Consider the following 16,545-nt stretch of genomic DNA (forward strand, 5'->3'; position numbering starts at 1 on the left):
TGGCCATCGAACCGCCCCGCAAACCGTAGTCAGAGCTGCTTCTCGAACCAGTGGTCGGCGTAGGGCTCGGCATTGAAGGCTGGGACCTCCTCGTAGCCCGCTGAGCGATAGAGGGCGATCGCCTCGGTCAGGCTGCGATTGGTTTCCAGCCGTACGGCGGGAGCACCGTGGGCAATCGCCTCGCGTTCCAGTTCGGCGAGGAGGCGGCGCCCCAACCCGAGACCGCGGGCATCGGGAGCCACCCACATTCGCTTGATCTCGGCAGGCTCGTTCCCGTGAAACTTAAGTGCACCACACCCGACCGGCTCCGAGTGGAGTGTTGCTACGAGCAACAACCCGGCGGGCGGGGTCAACTCGGCATTGTCTGCGGAGATGCTGCGAGACCTGTCGAAGCCGGCCTCGAAGCGCTCACCGAGCTCAGCGAAGTACGACTCCAAGCAGTACTGCGCCACCGCCACCCGCGGATCCACCACACCAACCCGCACCAACGACCGATCCACCTCACTCATCCCCTGACCTTAGTCAGACAACGATGCATGCCGATTGGGGACCGGGGAACGCTACCCACCTGGAACGGTCGGTAGAACTCCCCGCTCCCCTCGGACTCAGTCGAGCGGGCGGAGTTCGTCGGCGTACGAGACGGAGACCCGGCGGAGTACGCCGTCCTTGACCGAGTACTGGCCCATGCGCCACAGGGGCGGGCTGTAGGCGTGGATGGTGACGCTGCCCTTGTCCAGGCCGACGACGCGGTGGATGTGGTCCGGGCCGAAGCCGTACACGTCGCCGGCCTCGATCTCGGTCTCGACCGACTCGACGCCGATGGCCAAGTTGTGCTCGACGAGCTTTCCGCGGGCGACCGCGACGGCGCCTGACGAGACGTCGTGGTCGTGCCAGCCGGTGTCGTTGACCGGGGTCCAGCAGATCAGCCAGACGTCGACGTTGGCGTCGCGGTGCAGCGAGGCGAAGACGCGTTCGTCGTCGCTGTAGGCGACCTTGTCCTCCCACAGGTGTGGCTGCGCCGCGAGGCCGCCGGCCAGCTCGGCCAGCTCGTCAGGGGTGAGATCACGTCCTGGAAGGTCGTCGAGCGACAGACAGTTGTTGAGCTCCACGAGCCGGCTGGCCTGGCGCGCCGGGACGTTGGGTACGTCGATTGGCTGAGCAGTCACTGCACTCCCCTCTCAGGAGTAGATGTACCGGAGCCGAACAGCAGCCGGTAAGGATTGTCGTGGCGGATCACCGCGGTCGCGGCGTCGCCTTGGCGAAGTTCGACCGTGTCGGCGTACGGCCGGTCGGTGCCGTGCACGACCTGGTCGATGCCGAGGACCCGAGCGACCGCGTCGATCCCTTGTGGGCCGTAGCTCGACGTGTCGACGTACAGGTTCGGGTCGATCGTGCCGAGCCGGCCGCCGCGCGCGGCCAGCCGCTCGTGGTGCACAGGCGCAAGACCGGCAGCGGCAACGAAGCACAAGCGGAGATCGGGGTACGAGCGTCGCCCGCCGAAGGCATGCCACGCCCACCAGGCCGCCTGCAACTGTGTCGTGTAGTCGACAACCGGCGCCCACCACCCCGGCGCCTCGGTCGGTCGCGCCGTACCGGGGTGCACCAGGATCGGCCTGCCCGCCCGCTCGGCGACGCGCAGCAACTCCGCCTGCGCCTCCCAACCTTTCGGCGTATCGAGGACGTGGGCCGGCAGCTGCAGTCCAAGAAACCCCTTGTTCAGAAGGGATTCCAGCCCAGCAACATCAGGCTCGAGCAGATCGACGGAAGCCCATGCCCGGAACGGCTTCGGGAACTCCGCGGCGCCGTCATGCCAGGCGGCGAGCAGCTCCGCATCCCCGAGTTCCTCGACACCGAGCGGACTCGACAGCGACACCGCGGCCAGCGTCGTACCGGAGTCCTGCTCCAAGGCGACCCGCTTACCGAGCTCGTGTGCCGCGGGATCCACGTCGTACGGCGCTTCGCAGGTGGTGTGCAGCGTCCAGCCGTCGAGGTACGGCGGCTCGCGGCGGGCCCGGAGCCGGTCGACGAAAGCTTCCGGCCAGAGATGCTGGTGGACGTCGATCATCGGCCCCTCCCCTCGCCTGTTTGATCAGATTGAAGCGCTTCAGGATGATTAGAGTGAAGCGCTTCAATGCCCGGTCTGTCAAGTTTCTGTCCACGGCGGCGGCTAGGGTCTTGAGCATGCCGGGAACCAGCCGGAGGCCGACCCTCAAGGACATCGCCGCCGAGACCGGGCTCTCGATGGCCGCCGTGTCGTACGCGCTGCGCGGTCTGCACGGCACACCCGAGACCCGGCAACGGGTCCAGGACGCCGCCGACCGCCTCGGCTACCAGGCCGATCCGGTCGCCCGCGCGCTCGCCTCCGGCCGCAGCGGATCCATCGGCGTACTGTGCGCTTCGCTCGAGGATCTCTGGCAGCAACGCGTCGCCGCCGCACTCGGCCGCGAGCTCTTGGCCCCGGACCGGAACGCCTGGATCATCGACTCGGCCGGCGACGCCGACCGCCAGCTCGAGCTCGCCCAGCACCTGGTCGACCACCGCGCCGACGCGATCGTGGTGATCCCGATCGACCCCTCCGCGAAGGCCTGGGCCGCGATCGCCCAGCAGGCGCCGGTGATCGCGATCGGCGACGCGCTTCCCGGCGCGAAGGCGAAGTCCGAGGTGATCCTCGACAACGAGACCGGCGTGAGTACGGCACTGCGCCGCCTGTCGGACGCCGGCCACCGCAACATCGGCGTACTGAGTCCGACCCGCCGCCTCGAGCGCCCCGCCGAGGAGATCGCTCAGCGCGTGGCGGCCGACCTCGGCCTGAAGATCCGCCTGCTGCAATGCCCGCACGACCTGGCCGGCGCGACCGCTGTCGCCCGCACGCTGCTCTCCGGCAGCACGCGCCCGACCGGCATCCTCGCGCTCGCCGACTCGATGGCCTTCGGGGTGTACGCCGCCAGCCGCGAACTCGGCCTGCGCATCCCGGAAGACCTGTCGCTGCTCGGGTACGACGACCAGCCGATGTCCCAGCTGCTCACGCCGCCACTGTCGACCTTCCACTGGCCCCTCGACGACCTGGTCAGCCACGTCGTCTCCCGCGTGACGTCCGCCGTCGACACCAACCGCCGAGTCCGCCGGACCACACTCACACCGACCCTGATCGAACGCGGCTCGGTCGCCGCCCCGCCTAACTGAGCGGGACAGCCACCGATGCGCGACAGGTTCCACGCGGTCGAAACTAGACTAATCCACTGCACTTACTGCCCCTTGTCCATGATCCGGACGTCGGCCAATTCCTCGATCCTCGCGGCCCCCAGCCTCTTGTGGTGCACTGGACGCAACTGGTGGACCGCCGGGGGGGTGAACATGACAGACGGCCTCGTCGGGAGGGACCGAGAGCTCGCCACCCTGTCAGCCTGCCTCGACGCCGCTGGGACGGGCCGGCCACAACTCGTCGTCTGTCGGGGCGAGCCCGGCGTCGGCAAAACCCGGCTGGCCCGGGAGCTGGTGGTGCGCGCCCGCGGGGAGGGGTTCCTCACCGGCTTCGGTGCTGCAGTGGAGGCCTCCGGGTCTCCGCCGTACTGGTGCTGGTGGCAGGCACTGCGCGGAGTGGACGAGGTCGTCGGGCTGGACGATCTGGCCCGGGAACGCGGCCTGGAGGCCCAGCTGTCGGGTCTGCGCGACACCGGCGGTCCCCAGCTGGGGACGACTCCCGAGGACCGGTTCCGGCTCTTCGACGGCGTCGCGCGGCTGGTACGGGAGGTGGCCCGGCGGTCGTCCCTGCTGCTGGTGCTCGATGACATGCACTGGGCCGACGAGGCCAGCCTTCGACTGCTCCAGCACGTGGCGAAGGCGCTGCAGGACGAGCGGCTGCTGCTGGTAGTCAATGCGCGCCGACAGTCAGGAGGCCCGGAGATCGACGTCCTCGGCACCCTGCTGAGCGAGCCGGTCGCCACCGATCTGGCTCTCGGCGGGCTGGACGGTACGGCGGTACGTCGGCGCCTCCTCGAGCTCACCGGACGCGCCGTCGACGACGCCCTGGTCGAGCGGGTCCGGGCCTCGACCGGCGGCAACCCGTTCTTCGTAGGGGAGGTCGGCCGCGCGCTCGCAGCCGGACCGGATCCGGGTCGGGTGCCGGTGACCGCCGCGTTGCGTGCGGCGATCGCCGAGCGCCTGCGCAGCCTGGCACCCGCCGCCGCGGACGTGGTCCGGGCGGCGGCCGTCCTGGGCGAGGAGGTGTCGGTCCCGGAACTCGCCAGGCTCGCCGACGCCGATCCGACGGAGGTTGTGCGGCTGCTCGGTGAGGCACAGGACGCCGCGCTGCTCCAGCCTGCGGACGCCGCCGGCCGGTGGTGCTTCGCCCACGCGATCGTGCGCGACGCCGTACTCGACGCGCTACCGGTGCCGATGCGCGGCGCGCTCCACCGGGCTGCGGCCGAAGCACTGGAAGCGCGCGTGGGCGCGTCCCCTGGCGCCCACGTCTTCGACATCGCCCACCACCGCGCCGAGGCGGCGATCGTCGGGGACGATCGCCTGGTCGCTGCGGGTTGGCTCGAGCGCGCCGCCGTGCGGGCGATGGGCCAGCTGGCCTTCGAGGACGCGGCGCTGCTGCTGCGTCGTGCACTAGTGCTGGGGGAGGCCGAGCTGGCCCCCGTCGACCGGGTTCGGCTGCTGCTGCTGGTCGGCCGCGCCGACCACCTGGCGGGGAACCTCGCCGGCCGGCTCCGGGCCTGCCTGGACGCCGCGGACGTCGCCCGCGAGCTCGAGCGGGCAGACCTCCTCGCCGAGGCGGCACTCGTGATGGAGGTGACCGCGAGCGCGCCGGGCTTCGAGGTCGTGACCCGGAGGCTGTGCAAGGAGGCCCTGGCGGCGCTCGGCCCGGAGCCCACGTCGCTGCGGGCGCGACTTCTCGCCCGGGTGGTGGACACCCACATGTTCGGCAGCGACCTTGAGACGGTCGCCCCCGAGAGCGATGAGGCGCTCGCCATCGCGACGGCCTGCGACGACCCCGTGGCGCTGGGCGCGGCGATGGCGGCCCGCCGGATCGTCTGCGCCGGCCCCGGCGGACTGGCTGAGCGGGAGCTCCTGGCCGCGCGGATGCTCGAGCTGGCCGCGCGGGATGGCGATGCGCCCACCGAGCTGGCGGCTCACCTGTGGCAGATCGATGCCTCGAGCGAGCGCGGCGACCTCCAGCGGGTGGCCGACGAGGTCGACGCCCTGGCCCGGTGCGCCTCGTCGCTCGGCTGGCTCACCGCCCGCTTCGACGTAGTGAAATGCCGTGCGGTGCTGGCGCAGGCGCAGGGCCGGTACGCCGACGCGGTGCGGCTCGAGGACATGGCATACGAGCTCATGGAGGCGCGGGGCCTGGCGTCCACCCTCGTGCTCAGATCGGCCCTGCTGCCCGTGGTCGGCCGCCACGTCGGGCCGGACCGGCGGTCGATGGACGCCAGCGCGATGATATCGGGCGACCCGGAGGTCCTGCGCGGCTTCGGGCTGATCGCTCACGTGGCCGCAGCGCACGCCCACGCGACGGCCGGCGAGCTCGAGGAGGCAGAGCGGCTGTACCGCGCGTTCGGTCCGGTCGAGTCCTGGCGTCCGCCGCCGCACGTGGTGCTGCTCGTCGATGCTTTCGGTATCGCGGTGTCGGACGTCCTCGACGACGTCGGGGACCTGTCCTACCTGCGCGATCGTCTCGCCGCCCATCGCGGCCACCATGTCGTGAGCGGCATCGCCCAGGTCTGCTATTTCGGGCCGGTCGAGCTGTGGCTCGGCGTGGCCGCACACCGGCTCGGGCTCCTGAACGAGGCCGTGGCCGACCTCGAGCAGGCCGATGTCCACTGTGCGCGCGCCGGCGCCGCGGGCTTCCGGGTGGAGGCCCAGATCCGCCTCGCCGCCGCGCTGGCCGACCGGCGTGACCACGGCGACCTGGCCCGGGCATGTGTCCTCCTCGGTGAGGCGGCTCCGGCAGCGCGCCGGCTCGGCATGACGCCGTACGTCGCGACGGCCGCGGCGGTCCAGACCGAGGTGGACCGGCTCGCCGGCGTGGTCGCACTGTCGCCGCGGGAGACGGAGGTGGCACGGCTGGTGGCGCAAGGGCTCACCAACCGCGAGATCGCGGCGCGCCTGGTGCTTTCGGAGCGCACCGTCGAGCAGCACGTGCGGAGCGTACTGGCCAAGCTGGGGCTGGCCAACCGTGCGCAGGTGGCCGCCTGGGCTGCGCATCGGGTTGAGTACCACGCCTGAGTGGATCCACGGATCCCACGGACGGGAAGGCGCTCCTACGGTGCGGTCATGACCACCGACACCGCTTCCGCTGCCACGCTCGCCCACGAGACCGTCTGGTCTCTGACCAACGCCGCCGTTCCGGCGCATTGCCTGCACGTGGTCGCCCAGCTCGGGGTGGCCGACCAGGTCGACGACGAGTCCGACGTCGCCGCGCTGGCCGAGCGTTGCGCGGTGGACCCCGACTCCCTCGACCGCGTGCTCAGGCTGCTGGTCAGCCACGGAGTCTTCACGCGCCGCGGGTCGACGTACAGCCACAACGACACCTCCGCGCTGCTCCGCTCGGACCACCCCAGGTCGATGCGCGCCTTCGCGCAGATGATGGGCCTGCCGGTCTTCGACGAGACCTTCGCCCGGCTCACTCACACGCTCGCGACCGGCGCGCCGGCGATCGAGAGCGTCTCCCCGGGCGGCCTGTGGACCTACCTGCGGTCCCATCCGGAAGCGGCCGAGACCTTCAACCGGGCCATGGAGGCGAAGGCGCAGGCCGATATCGGCGCCGTACTGTCCGCCTACGACTTCCAGCCGTTCGCCACGGTCGCGGACATCGCGGGCGGACGCGGTCACCTGCTACGGGCCGTCCTCGAGGCGGCTCCGGGTACGCGGGGCATCCTGTTCGAGCTGCCCGGAGTGGTGGACTCGTTGCCGGAGCCCGGCCCCGGCCTCAGCTACCACCGCGGCGACTTCTTCGTGGACCCCTTGCCGCGTGCCGACTGCTACGTGCTGATGGAAATCATCCACGACTGGGACGACGCCGAGGCGACCGCGATCCTGCGCGCGATCCGCAGTGCGGCCTCGCCCGGCGCGACCGTGCTGATCGTCGAGGGCATCCGCGACGATGACGTCGACGACCCGCGCGCGGCCACGCTCGACGTGATCATGCTGGCGCTTACCGGGGGCCGCGAGCGTACACCGGCGCAACTCGGCGTACTCCTCGGCGACGCCGGGTTCCGCACCACCGCCGTCATCGAGACCGCGGGCACCATGCGGGTGCTCGAGGCCGTGGCGATCTGACCACACCTACCGACTCGAGGAGGAGTCATGGCAACCGAATCTGCGGCCGGTGTCCGCCTCGTACCACCGCCCCCACGCTGGGTGCTGCGGACGATGAACCACGTGATGCGGCCGCTGCTCGCCTCACCGCTCGGCAGGCGAATGGACGGCGTCATGCTGTTGGAGTTCCACGGCCGGCGCTCGGGCCGCACCATCCGGGTCCCCGTCAACATGAACCGCGTGGACGGAGTCTTCATGGCCTTCACCAAGGGGCAGTGGCGGCACAATTTCGCGACCCGGACGCCCGTAACCGTGACCTACCGCGGCCGGGCGCACCACACCCACGGCACCCTCGTGCGCCTCACCCCGGAGGAGATGGGTGCGGCCGTCCGCAAGTCGCTGGACAGCGGTGGCTCGGCCCAGCGGATGGGGATCCGCAGTCCGAAGGGGCACGAGCCGACCGCCGCCGAACTTGCCGCACTGGGTGCGGCCCTGGGCAGGTGCGTCATCCGCCTCGAGCTAGAGTCCGCGGCCCTCGACGAATGACCGGGAAATCGTTTCGGCGACCAGTGCTCAGGGTTTGATGCCGTTCAGTCCCACAGCACCGGCGAGCACGCGATCCCTCAACCCCGCTGGGAGTTTCGGGAGGATTGCGCCGAGGGTACGGGCCTCGGCGACGGCGTACCGGCGCTTGGGGCGGCGTGCTTCGACCGCGCGGACGATGACCTCGGCGACCTTGTCCACCGGACCGGGCTTGAAGCGGTCCATCGCCTTCTCGTAGGCGGCCAGATGCGCCTGATACAAGCCGATTCGCTCCTGATCGGCGTGCTGCATCGCGGCATCCGCGGCGGCGCCGGCGCGCGCGAAGATCTCGGTTTCGGTGGTTCCAGGTTCGATCACCACGACCGGGATCTTCCACGCCGCCAGTTCCAGCCGGAGCGCGTTCGACATCGCCTCCAGCCTCGCCTTGCTCGCCGACAACGCCCCGAGCAACGGCATCGCAACCCGCCCGGTCGGAGCACTCACATTCACAATCCGCCCCGGGACCGCGCGGCGCGACGAGCCGTCCGGCGGTCAAATGCAGCCTCGATCCACGACTCGCGGTTTCCAGGGGCAACCAAACGCCACGACTCCGCGTGAGGCCACACGGCGGGCGGTGTGAGCTGTCGTGGCAGGGAAAGAAATCGTCGCTATCTGCAACTTTGTGTCCCCGCTCTCGACGGTCGTGCCGGAGATGTGGGTGTTGTGTTTGCCGGCTGGCGGGTTCTGTGTCCGAAGGCGGGAAGTAGGAGGCGAGCGGTGGACATAACCCGCCACCGGTGGACCTGCCGACAGGCTGTCTGGCGCCGCCCTGGACCCGTCGACCACCCACACATCAGTCACAAGAGCCGGATATCCGCTCGCGTGAATCACGCCGTGGGCGGCGCGGGTGGGTCGGTGGGTAGGACGCGCGAGTGGGCGGTGGCGCGGGTGGGGTGGTGGCGCGGGTGGGGTGGTGGTTTGGGGGTGGAATGCCGGAAGGCCGGTCGAGTTGTTGCTCGGCCGGCCTTCTCGGGGTGGTGTGTTTACTTGGTGCCGAAGACCTGGAGTTCGGTCAGGTCGGTGAAGCTGCAACCGCTGGTGGTGCTGCCGGGGCAGGTGGTGGCGAAGTCCGGGACCTGCGGGCTGAGCATCCAGAAGCGGACGTACTGGACGCCGGTCGCGTTGCCGCTCGGGGTGAGCAGGTTGTACTTGCCCTGGTTGGCGGTGGTGAAGGTGCCCTCCTGAGCGGTCGCCCAGGTGGAGCCGTCGGCCGAGGTCTCGATCCGGTACTGCCCGGTCGACGCCGTGCCCGAGTCACCACAGGTGGCTGACGGGTCGACGTTGAAGGAGCTGATGTTCACCTTCGCCGGCAGCTTGATGTCGACGTGCTTCGGGACCATCGTGCCCGTCGGCGTGCCGTTGTCGTCGCCGGTGGTGCTGCCCCAACCGGTGCCCTGGGCGTTGTCGATCGCACCGCCCGGACCGCAACCGAAGTCGCTGTAGTCCGGACCGTTGAAGCCGGCGACCGTTCCGCCACCGGAGGAGGCGGCCCAGTTACGGCGCGGTACGAAGTTCGCCTGAGCGCCGGCGCTGACCTTGACGGGCTGGACGAGCAGCTCGTAGCCCGGAGCGGACACGACAACCTTCGGGTAGGTGCCCGGGGCAACGCCGGTGATCGTGTACTTGCCGGTCGCGTCGGTCGAGCCGGCGTAGTCACCGGCGTAGCCCGACGAGTGACCGCCGACATAGACGAGCGCGCCGGCCACCGGAGCACCGGTGTCCTTGTCCTTGACGGTGCCGGTGAGCGAGGTGGTCGCACCTGTCGGCGGCTTGTGGAAGTCCTCGGCCGGGTAGGCGTCACCGCCGTCGACGACACCGGCGTACCAGCCCATGCCGCGGTTGGCGAACACGGTCCAGATGATGTCGGCGTTCTTGCCGCCGCTGGCGACCAGGTCGGCCTGGACGACCGCGTTGCGCATGTCGAGCATCGTCGGGTCGGCCGGCGACAGCTCCATCGCGCGGGTGATGATGCTCATCGCGTAGGCGCGACCGAACCGCTCGCGCAGGTCCCAGAGAGTCTGGGCCCACACCTCGCCGGACGAGTGCACCTCCGGCCCGCGGGAACCGATGGTCGGGAAGTCGCCGTACGTGTAGCCGCCCTTGGCACCGTTCGCCTTGACACAGTTCGGGCTCACGGCCTTCACGCGGCAGTCGATCGCCTGGGTGCGGAACAGGTCGCCGTGCGCGACGTACTTGCCCTCGAGGACCTCACCAGCAGCGGTGGTGTCCTTCTCCAGGCCGTGCGAGACCAGGTAGTCCATCGCGTAGAAGTCGCTCCACGCCTCGCCCATCGAGCCGGCCTGGATGCTGTTCAGCGTCGAGTTGCCGGTGGCGTCGACGACCAGGCGGTTCGACAGACCGTGCGTGTACTCGTGGTACAGGATGCTGGCGTCGTTGGCACCGCTCGCCGGGACCCACGGCTCCTGCTCGTCGGACTTGCCCGGCGAGTGCCACAGGTACATCTGCATGGTCGGCGAGGTGCCGTCCGGCGGTGTCGACATGTTCGCGTTGTCGTCGTGGTTGGCGTCGGGCCCGCCGTTCGCACCGGTGGCCGCGCCGTCGAGGGCGTTCAGGTGCACCGGGTCGCCGCCCGCGGTGTCGAACGAGCCGGCCGCCGGGGTGAAGCTGATCGGCGCCTTCGCCAGCCAGTCGTGGAAGTTGCTGGCCAGGTAGAACGCGTTGGTGACGTCCTGGTTCAGGTTGGTCTTCCAGGAGTCGGGCTTCGCCGGGTCCCAGGTGCAGATGAACGAGGTCGAGCAGAACGACGACGCGTTCGGGAAGGTGGTCAGCTTGTACTCGGCGCCGGTCTTGGTGCCGGGCACCTTGACCGTCTCACCGGCGTTCGGCTGGTTGTCGTCGTTGACGTCCGCGAAGGCGGCGACCGACGTACCTTCCAGGAGGGTCTTGGCGTTCTTCGGCAGCCAGTTGTTGTAGATCAGGTTCTCGACCCGCTGCGTGCCGCCCTTCGCGGCACCCGGGTAGTTGTCCTGCACCAACGCGTCGCCGTTGCCCTCGCTGACCAGGTCCTTGCGGTACAGCGTGGCACCGGTCTGGGCGTCGACGACGTGGCTGTAGATCTTGGTGCCGCCGGAGTTGGTGTAGGTCAGCCAGCCCTTGCGGAGCCCGTCGGCGGTGTGGAACCACACCTGCTTGGCGGTGTCGCCGTTGCTCCACTTGGTGCTCACGCCGGACGTGGTCGCGGTCGCGGACTTCGTCGTACCGCCGGCGTCCTGGATCGCGGCGCTGCGGGCGCCCGCGGCGGTGACCTTCGACGCTGCGACGGCGGACCGGCTCTGCGCGGCGGAGGTAAGGCCGGAGACCGGCGAGCCCATCACCGAGATCAGCTGGCCGTTCTTGGTGACGTTGGCCTTCAGACCGTTGCCGAACACCTCGACGCCGTCGACGACCTGCGACCAGAACACGTGATGGGTGCCGAGATCGTCGACGTAGTCCTTACGCAGCTTCAGCGTGCCGAGGTCGGCGTCGGACAGCTTGAAGATCTCAGGGTGCGCCTGCACGTAGCCGAGGGCAACGTCCGTGGCCTTCTTCGCGCTCTTGCCGGTGAGGAAGCCGTTCAGCTTGGTCACCTGGGCCGGCGTACCGGTGTTCGGGTCGACCGAGACGACGCCCTGGGCGCCGAGCGAGTCGCGGAACTTCTTCGCGGCGGCCGTCTCCTTGCCCTCGACCTTCGCGGAGCGGGCGTAGGTGGTGCGGGCGTTCGGCGTCCGGGCGTCGAAGTTGCCCTTGCGGTCCTTGGCTGCACTCTGTTCGGCCTGCGCGGGCTTCTTGCCCTCGGCACCGGAGTTCTGGGCAGCGTCCGCGCCACCGCCGGCCGTCATGGCCAGCACAGTGGCGGCCGCGGAGACGGCTGAGACTGCTAAGAGCCCCCGCCCTCTGCGTGATGTTGTCACAGCAAATCTCCATCAAGTTCGTGTTCGCGGGTCGCCCTCCACGACCCGTCCCCGGGGGCCGACCTTAAGCCTGAGGGGGTCTCCGGGGAAGAAAATTCTCCGGAATACCGCGGAGTCGAGGGTTCTCCTTCGTGTCCGGAACAGTACTAGGAGCGATCGGGCGGTTGCACGTAGCCACCGCCCGATCGCTCCTAGTGTCGAATCAGAAGGCTCCGGCGCCGTTCGGCGTACCGAGGCCCGTCGGACCGTCCCAGCCGGCGCGGGCGTTGCACCACTGGGTTGTCGGGCACGTGCCGTTGCTGCCGCTCGTCACGTCGAACAGCGAGCCCGGATGGGCGTACGGCAACGCGTTCGCGTACCCGGCCGTGTTGCCGGACAGCGCGTAGACCGCCGCGATGATCGGCGCGGCCTCACTCGTACCGCCGAACTGCGCCCAGGTCGACGCTGTCTTGGTCGTCGGGTAGTAGATCGCCATACCGCCCTTGGACGGATCGGCCGCCGCGGACACGTCGGCCATCGCGCGCTTCGAGCAGCCGGTGTCGAACGACGACGCGCCACTCAGAGCCGTGTTGTACGTCGAGCAGCCCGAGCCGGCACCGCTCCACACGGACTCGCTCCAGCCCCGAGTGTTGCTAGCGGCAACCAACGACGTACCGCCGACAGCAGTCGTGTACGACGAGGATGCCGGGTAGCTGCCGCCCTGGTAGCCGTCGTCACCGGTGGAAGCGGTGACCGCGATACCCGGGTGGTTGTAGTAGCTGCCGTACGTCGCGTCGGACGCGTCGCCACCGCCGTAGCTGTTGGAGATGGCAACGACTCCCGGCTGCTTGGACGCCGTCACGACCGCGGCGCCGAGGTCGGCGAAGCTCGCCGAGTTCGCCTGGACGACGACGATCTTCGCGTCCGGCGCAGCCGCCGACACCGCGTCGACGTCGAGCGCCTGCTCGCCGGCCCAACCGACGTTGAATCGCGGCAGTGTCGTGCCGCCGCTCTGGTTGATGACCTTCAGGCAGCCGTTGGCCGTCGTACACGCCGACAGGCCGAACTGCGAGCGGTAGACACCGAGGTCGCGCTCCAGGTTCGGGTAGCCGTAGGCGTCGACGATCGCGACCGTCCGGCCGCCGGCGCTCAGACCGTTCAGCTTGTAGGCGTCGCGCAGGCCGGTCGGGGTCAGGCCGGTGGCCGGCGGTGCGGTGGCGGCCGGCGTTCGGCCGTCCGGGCTCACCAGTTTCACCGCATTGCAGCTCGCGGTGTGCTTGGCCTTCGCGTCCGAACAGACGCGGGCGGCGTGTTTGCCGACGGTGTAGGGAGACGGGGCCGCGGTGGCGCCCGACGCCGTCAGTGCTTGGGCGGTCAGTCCTGCGACGGCCAATGCGCCGACACCCAGGGCGGACACGAGAATCCGTTGCCTCAACTGGACTCCTCGAGGTAGCGCAGGCCTCCGCGTGTGGGTCCCGTTCGGCCGGTGGGCGGAGGCCGGCTTGATTTGGGGGTGATCGCATCGTGCGTCCGCCGGAGCACCGGAAGCCAGCGATCGGACCGCTGACAAATGTCATGGGTGACTCCGTGACAACCGCCCCGACTGGACCAGAATTTGCGCGTGATCGCAGTGTCACGAGGGGTGCGCGAGCCGATGAAGGTTTCCCCCTGAGTTTCCGGAGCACCGACCCTTGACACGGTTTCAGCCCCCAGGACTATGCTGCCGGGATCCCTGAGAAATCGATTTCCCTGCCTGGAGGCTCCGTCATGGATCAGCCCGTGCTCAGTAGGAGACGTTTCTTGCAGGCGAGCGGAGGTACGGTGCTCGCCGCATCGCTGGCCGCCTGCGGAGGCGGCGGCAGTGGGGGCGGCGCGTCCACCAAGGAGCTGTCGTTCGTCTATATGGGAACGGCCGAGCAGCAGGCGACCTGGAACAAGCTGTTCGCGAAGTTCACCGAGCAGCACCCGGAGATCAAGCTCAAGGCCGAGGGCATCCCGCTGTCGAACTGGGGCGACTTCTTCAACAAACTCTCCACCCGGATCGCCGGCGGCCAGGTGCCCGACGTCATCCAGATCGCCACCGAGGGCCAGCGGCTGTTCGCGTCCAAGGGCCTGCTCGCACCGCTCGACGACTACATCGCCAAGGACAAGGCGACGATCGACGAGTACTACGGCGACATGGACCCGAACCTGATCGAGTGGGACAAGAAGTATGCCTCCACCGACGGCAAGACCTACTACCTGCCGGGCGAGTTCAACACGATGTGCATGTGGTACTCGAAGGACCTGTTCGCGAAGGCCGGCGTACCGGAGCCGACGGCGAAGTGGACGTGGGACGACTTCCGGCAGGCGTGCGAGCAGATCAAGGCGAAGACCGGCGCCTTCGGGTACGCCGCCGACTCGGCGTACTTCGCCGCGATCATGCCGTGGCTGCTCACCAACGGGACCAGCAGTTTCTCCGAGGACTGGTCGAAGCCGACGTACGACGACCCGAAGGTGATCGAGGCCGCTGAATTCAACCGGAAGCTGGTCGCCGACAAGCTGTCGCCGCCGCCCGGCGGCACGTTCGACGCGTTCACGGCGGCCGCGCAGGGCAAGCTGGCGATGTTCGGCGGCGGCCGCTGGCCGATCATCAGCATCCGGAACCTGAAGGCGACGTCGAAGATGGGCATCGTGCCCTGGCCTGTGAAGGTGCAGCAGGGCTCGCCGGTCGGCTGGAACGGGTACCCGATCCTGAAGGCGTCGAAGAAGAAGGACGACGCCTGGACGTTCATCAAGTTCCTGATCTCGAAGGAAGGCTCGTCGACGTTCGCCCAGCTCGGCGGCACCATCGTCCCGGCGCGGAAGTCGATCGCGAACAGCCAGTCGTTCCTCGAGGACGCGCCGAAGGGCACGGAGTACCTGTACCAGGCACTGAGCTACGCGACCCCGATCCCGTCGCCGGACAAGGGCGCCGCCGTACAGAAGGCGATCGAGGACGGCTGGAAGCAGGTGCTGACGGGCAACGCCGCACCGGCCGACGCGCTCGGCAAGGCCCAGACCACGCTGGAGGGATTGGTCTGAAACCGCAGCGGAGGGACTGGCTCCCCGGCTACCTGTTCATCAGCCCAGCCATCCTGCTCTTCGTCGTCTTCGTCGCGGGGCCGTTGGTCGCCGCCTTCGCGCTCAGCCTGTTCCACTGGGATTTGCTGAGTACGCCGGAATTCGCGGGTCTGGACAACTTCAAGCAACTCGTGACCGACGGCGCCACCGTCCGCGCCGTGATCAACACCTTCGTCTTCGCTCTCGCGTCGGTGGTGACTCATATCGGGATCGGGATGCTGCTCGCGCTCGGCGTACACCGGACGATGACGCGCGGAACGAAGTACTTCGTCAGAACCGCCTATTTCTTTCCGTTCCTGGTGTCCTGGGCGGCGGTCGCGCTGATCTGGAAGTACGTCCTGGATCCCGCGTTCGGCTTGGCGAACTACTACCTCTCGGCAACGACGAACTGGCTGGCCTCGCCGACGCTCGCGTTGCCGACGCTGATCGTGGTCGACTGGTGGCACACGATCGGGTACACGTTCATCATCCTGCTGGCCGGTCTGCAGACCGTGCCGGCGCAGCTCCACGAGGCGGCGCGGGTGGACGGCGCGAACGCATGGTGGCGGTTCTGGAGCGTGACGCTGCCGGTGATGTCGCCGACGATCTTCTTCGCCACGGTGATCACGTTCATCGGCGCGTTCCAGATCTTCGACCCGATGGTGATCATGACCCAGGGCGGCCCGGACGGCGCGACCCGGAGCATCGTGCAGTACACGTACGAGAAGGGCTTCCAGTCCTTCGAGGTCGGGTACGCCGCGGCGCTGTCGCTCGTCCTGTTCGTGGTGATCATGGTCGTCACCGGCCTCCAGTTCCGCCTGAGCCGGAGGTGGGTGCACCAGTGAAGGGCAAGCTGCTCGACCTCGTGCTGGTGCTCGGCGGGGTGGTGATGATCGCGCCGCTGGTGTGGCTGGTCGTGAACGCGTTGTCCGAGCCGATCGACGCGTTCCAGTTGCCGCCGCGGTGGATTCCGCGACCGCCGACGCTGCAGAATTTCCAGCAGGTGCCGGACCTGATCCCGTTCGCGCAGATGGCGTGGAACAGTCTGCAGATCGCGGTGATCACGACCGCCGGCGCATTGTTGACCAGTGCGCTGGCGGCGTACGCGTTCAACCGGCTGCGGTTCCCGGGGCGGGACCAGATCTTCTCGGTTCTGCTAGCAGCGCTAGTTGTTCCTGTGCAGCTGACCGTGGTCCCGATCTTCATCATGATGCGCTGGCTGCATCTGGTGGACACGACGGTGGCGATCTGGTTGCCGGCGTTGGTGAACGTGTTCGGGATCTTCTTCCTGCGGCAGTACATCTCGTCGATCCCGCGGGAGCTGGACGAGGCGGCGATCATGGACGGCGCCGGGCACTTCTGGATCCTGTTCCGGGTGATCCTGCCGCTCGCGCGGCCGGGGCTGACCGCGCTCGGGATCTTCGTCTTCGAAGCGTCCTGGAACAACTTCTTCTGGCCGTACATCTTCCTGTCGTCGCCGGAGAAGATGACGCTCCCGGTCGGCCTGGTGTCGCTGCAGGGCGCGGTCGGCGGCGGTCCGGCCGTCGTACTGTTCGCCGCGATCACACTGGTGGTGCTGCCGATCCTCGTGCTGTTCCTGATCTTCCAGCGCTCGTTCATCGCCTCCATCGCGTCGACGGGACTCCGCGCATGACGCACCGACCCAGCCCCGCGTCCGATCGCCCCGGAGCCGACCGGCCAGGGGCCGACTGGTCGCCACCGCACCCAG

Annotated in this window: 13 protein-coding genes; 7 read left to right on the forward strand and 6 right to left on the reverse strand. The window is 69.1% G+C overall.

The features are described 5' to 3' along the window. Nucleotides 1-29 precede the first annotated feature (29 nt). The 3 genes from EV649_RS35570 to EV649_RS35580 form a co-directional block, all read right to left on the reverse strand. Entirely contained in the window at nucleotides 30-509 is a 480-nt protein-coding gene (locus EV649_RS35570) for a GNAT family N-acetyltransferase (protein WP_130388082.1), read from the reverse strand. Nucleotides 510-605: 96 nt separating this feature from the next. Further along, a complete protein-coding gene (locus EV649_RS35575) occupies nucleotides 606-1,166 on the reverse strand; it encodes a cysteine dioxygenase family protein (RefSeq protein WP_130388083.1) in 561 nt (186 codons plus the stop codon). After that, nucleotides 1,163-2,065 (reverse strand): amidohydrolase family protein, encoded by a 903-nt coding sequence (locus tag EV649_RS35580; protein ID WP_130388084.1) that lies wholly within the window; start codon nucleotides 2,063-2,065, stop codon nucleotides 1,163-1,165. Before EV649_RS35580 ends, EV649_RS35575 begins: the two co-directional genes overlap by 4 nt. A 116-nt stretch (nucleotides 2,066-2,181) precedes the next feature. Between EV649_RS35580 and EV649_RS35585 the strand changes: the two genes are divergently transcribed. From EV649_RS35585 to EV649_RS35600, 4 genes are all read left to right on the forward strand, one after another. Then, nucleotides 2,182-3,183 (forward strand): LacI family DNA-binding transcriptional regulator, encoded by a 1,002-nt coding sequence (locus EV649_RS35585; RefSeq protein ID WP_130388085.1) that lies wholly within the window; start codon nucleotides 2,182-2,184, stop codon nucleotides 3,181-3,183. A 171-nt stretch (nucleotides 3,184-3,354) separates the two neighbouring features. Continuing rightward, nucleotides 3,355-6,231: a LuxR family transcriptional regulator gene (locus EV649_RS35590; RefSeq protein WP_198682862.1), complete on the forward strand. Its 2,877-nt coding sequence runs from the start codon at nucleotides 3,355-3,357 to the stop codon at nucleotides 6,229-6,231. Nucleotides 6,232-6,279: 48 nt separating this feature from the next. Continuing rightward, complete coding sequence (locus EV649_RS35595; RefSeq protein WP_130388087.1) at nucleotides 6,280-7,284, forward strand: methyltransferase; 1,005 nt, start codon at nucleotides 6,280-6,282, stop codon at nucleotides 7,282-7,284. 27 nt (nucleotides 7,285-7,311) lie between these two features. Beyond that, the gene (locus tag EV649_RS35600; protein WP_130388088.1) at nucleotides 7,312-7,809 is read left to right on the forward strand and encodes a nitroreductase/quinone reductase family protein; all 498 of its coding nucleotides are present in this window, start codon (nucleotides 7,312-7,314) and stop codon (nucleotides 7,807-7,809) included. A gap of 27 nt (nucleotides 7,810-7,836) precedes the next feature. Here EV649_RS35600 and EV649_RS35605 read toward each other — a convergent pair whose 3' ends face one another. From EV649_RS35605 to EV649_RS35615, 3 genes are all read right to left on the reverse strand, one after another. Further along, nucleotides 7,837-8,295, reverse strand: a complete 459-nt coding sequence (locus tag EV649_RS35605; RefSeq protein WP_277875750.1) for an SDR family NAD(P)-dependent oxidoreductase — start codon at nucleotides 8,293-8,295, stop codon at nucleotides 7,837-7,839. A gap of 533 nt (nucleotides 8,296-8,828) precedes the next feature. After that, complete coding sequence (locus tag EV649_RS35610) at nucleotides 8,829-11,684, reverse strand: M36 family metallopeptidase (RefSeq protein WP_241999084.1); 2,856 nt, start codon at nucleotides 11,682-11,684, stop codon at nucleotides 8,829-8,831. A gap of 274 nt (nucleotides 11,685-11,958) precedes the next feature. After that, nucleotides 11,959-13,170 (reverse strand): peptidase S8, encoded by a 1,212-nt coding sequence (locus tag EV649_RS35615; RefSeq protein WP_130388091.1) that lies wholly within the window; start codon nucleotides 13,168-13,170, stop codon nucleotides 11,959-11,961. A 365-nt stretch (nucleotides 13,171-13,535) separates the two neighbouring features. Here EV649_RS35615 and EV649_RS35620 point away from each other — a divergent pair, with 365 nt between their 5' ends. The 3 genes from EV649_RS35620 (at nucleotide 13,536) to EV649_RS35630 (ending at nucleotide 16,470) form a co-directional block, all read left to right on the forward strand. After that, nucleotides 13,536-14,798 (forward strand): sugar ABC transporter substrate-binding protein, encoded by a 1,263-nt coding sequence (locus EV649_RS35620; RefSeq protein ID WP_241999086.1) that lies wholly within the window; start codon nucleotides 13,536-13,538, stop codon nucleotides 14,796-14,798. Nucleotides 14,799-14,881: 83 nt separating this feature from the next. Beyond that, nucleotides 14,882-15,661, forward strand: a complete 780-nt coding sequence (locus tag EV649_RS35625) for a sugar ABC transporter permease (protein WP_241999088.1) — start codon at nucleotides 14,882-14,884, stop codon at nucleotides 15,659-15,661. Beyond that, nucleotides 15,646-16,470: a carbohydrate ABC transporter permease gene (locus EV649_RS35630; RefSeq protein ID WP_241999090.1), complete on the forward strand. Its 825-nt coding sequence runs from the start codon at nucleotides 15,646-15,648 to the stop codon at nucleotides 16,468-16,470. The genes EV649_RS35625 and EV649_RS35630 overlap by 16 nt, the downstream gene beginning before the upstream one ends. Nucleotides 16,471-16,545: the final 75 nt, after the last annotated feature.

This window comes from Kribbella sp. VKM Ac-2569, assembly GCF_004216905.1.
Classification (GTDB): domain Bacteria; phylum Actinomycetota; class Actinomycetes; order Propionibacteriales; family Kribbellaceae; genus Kribbella.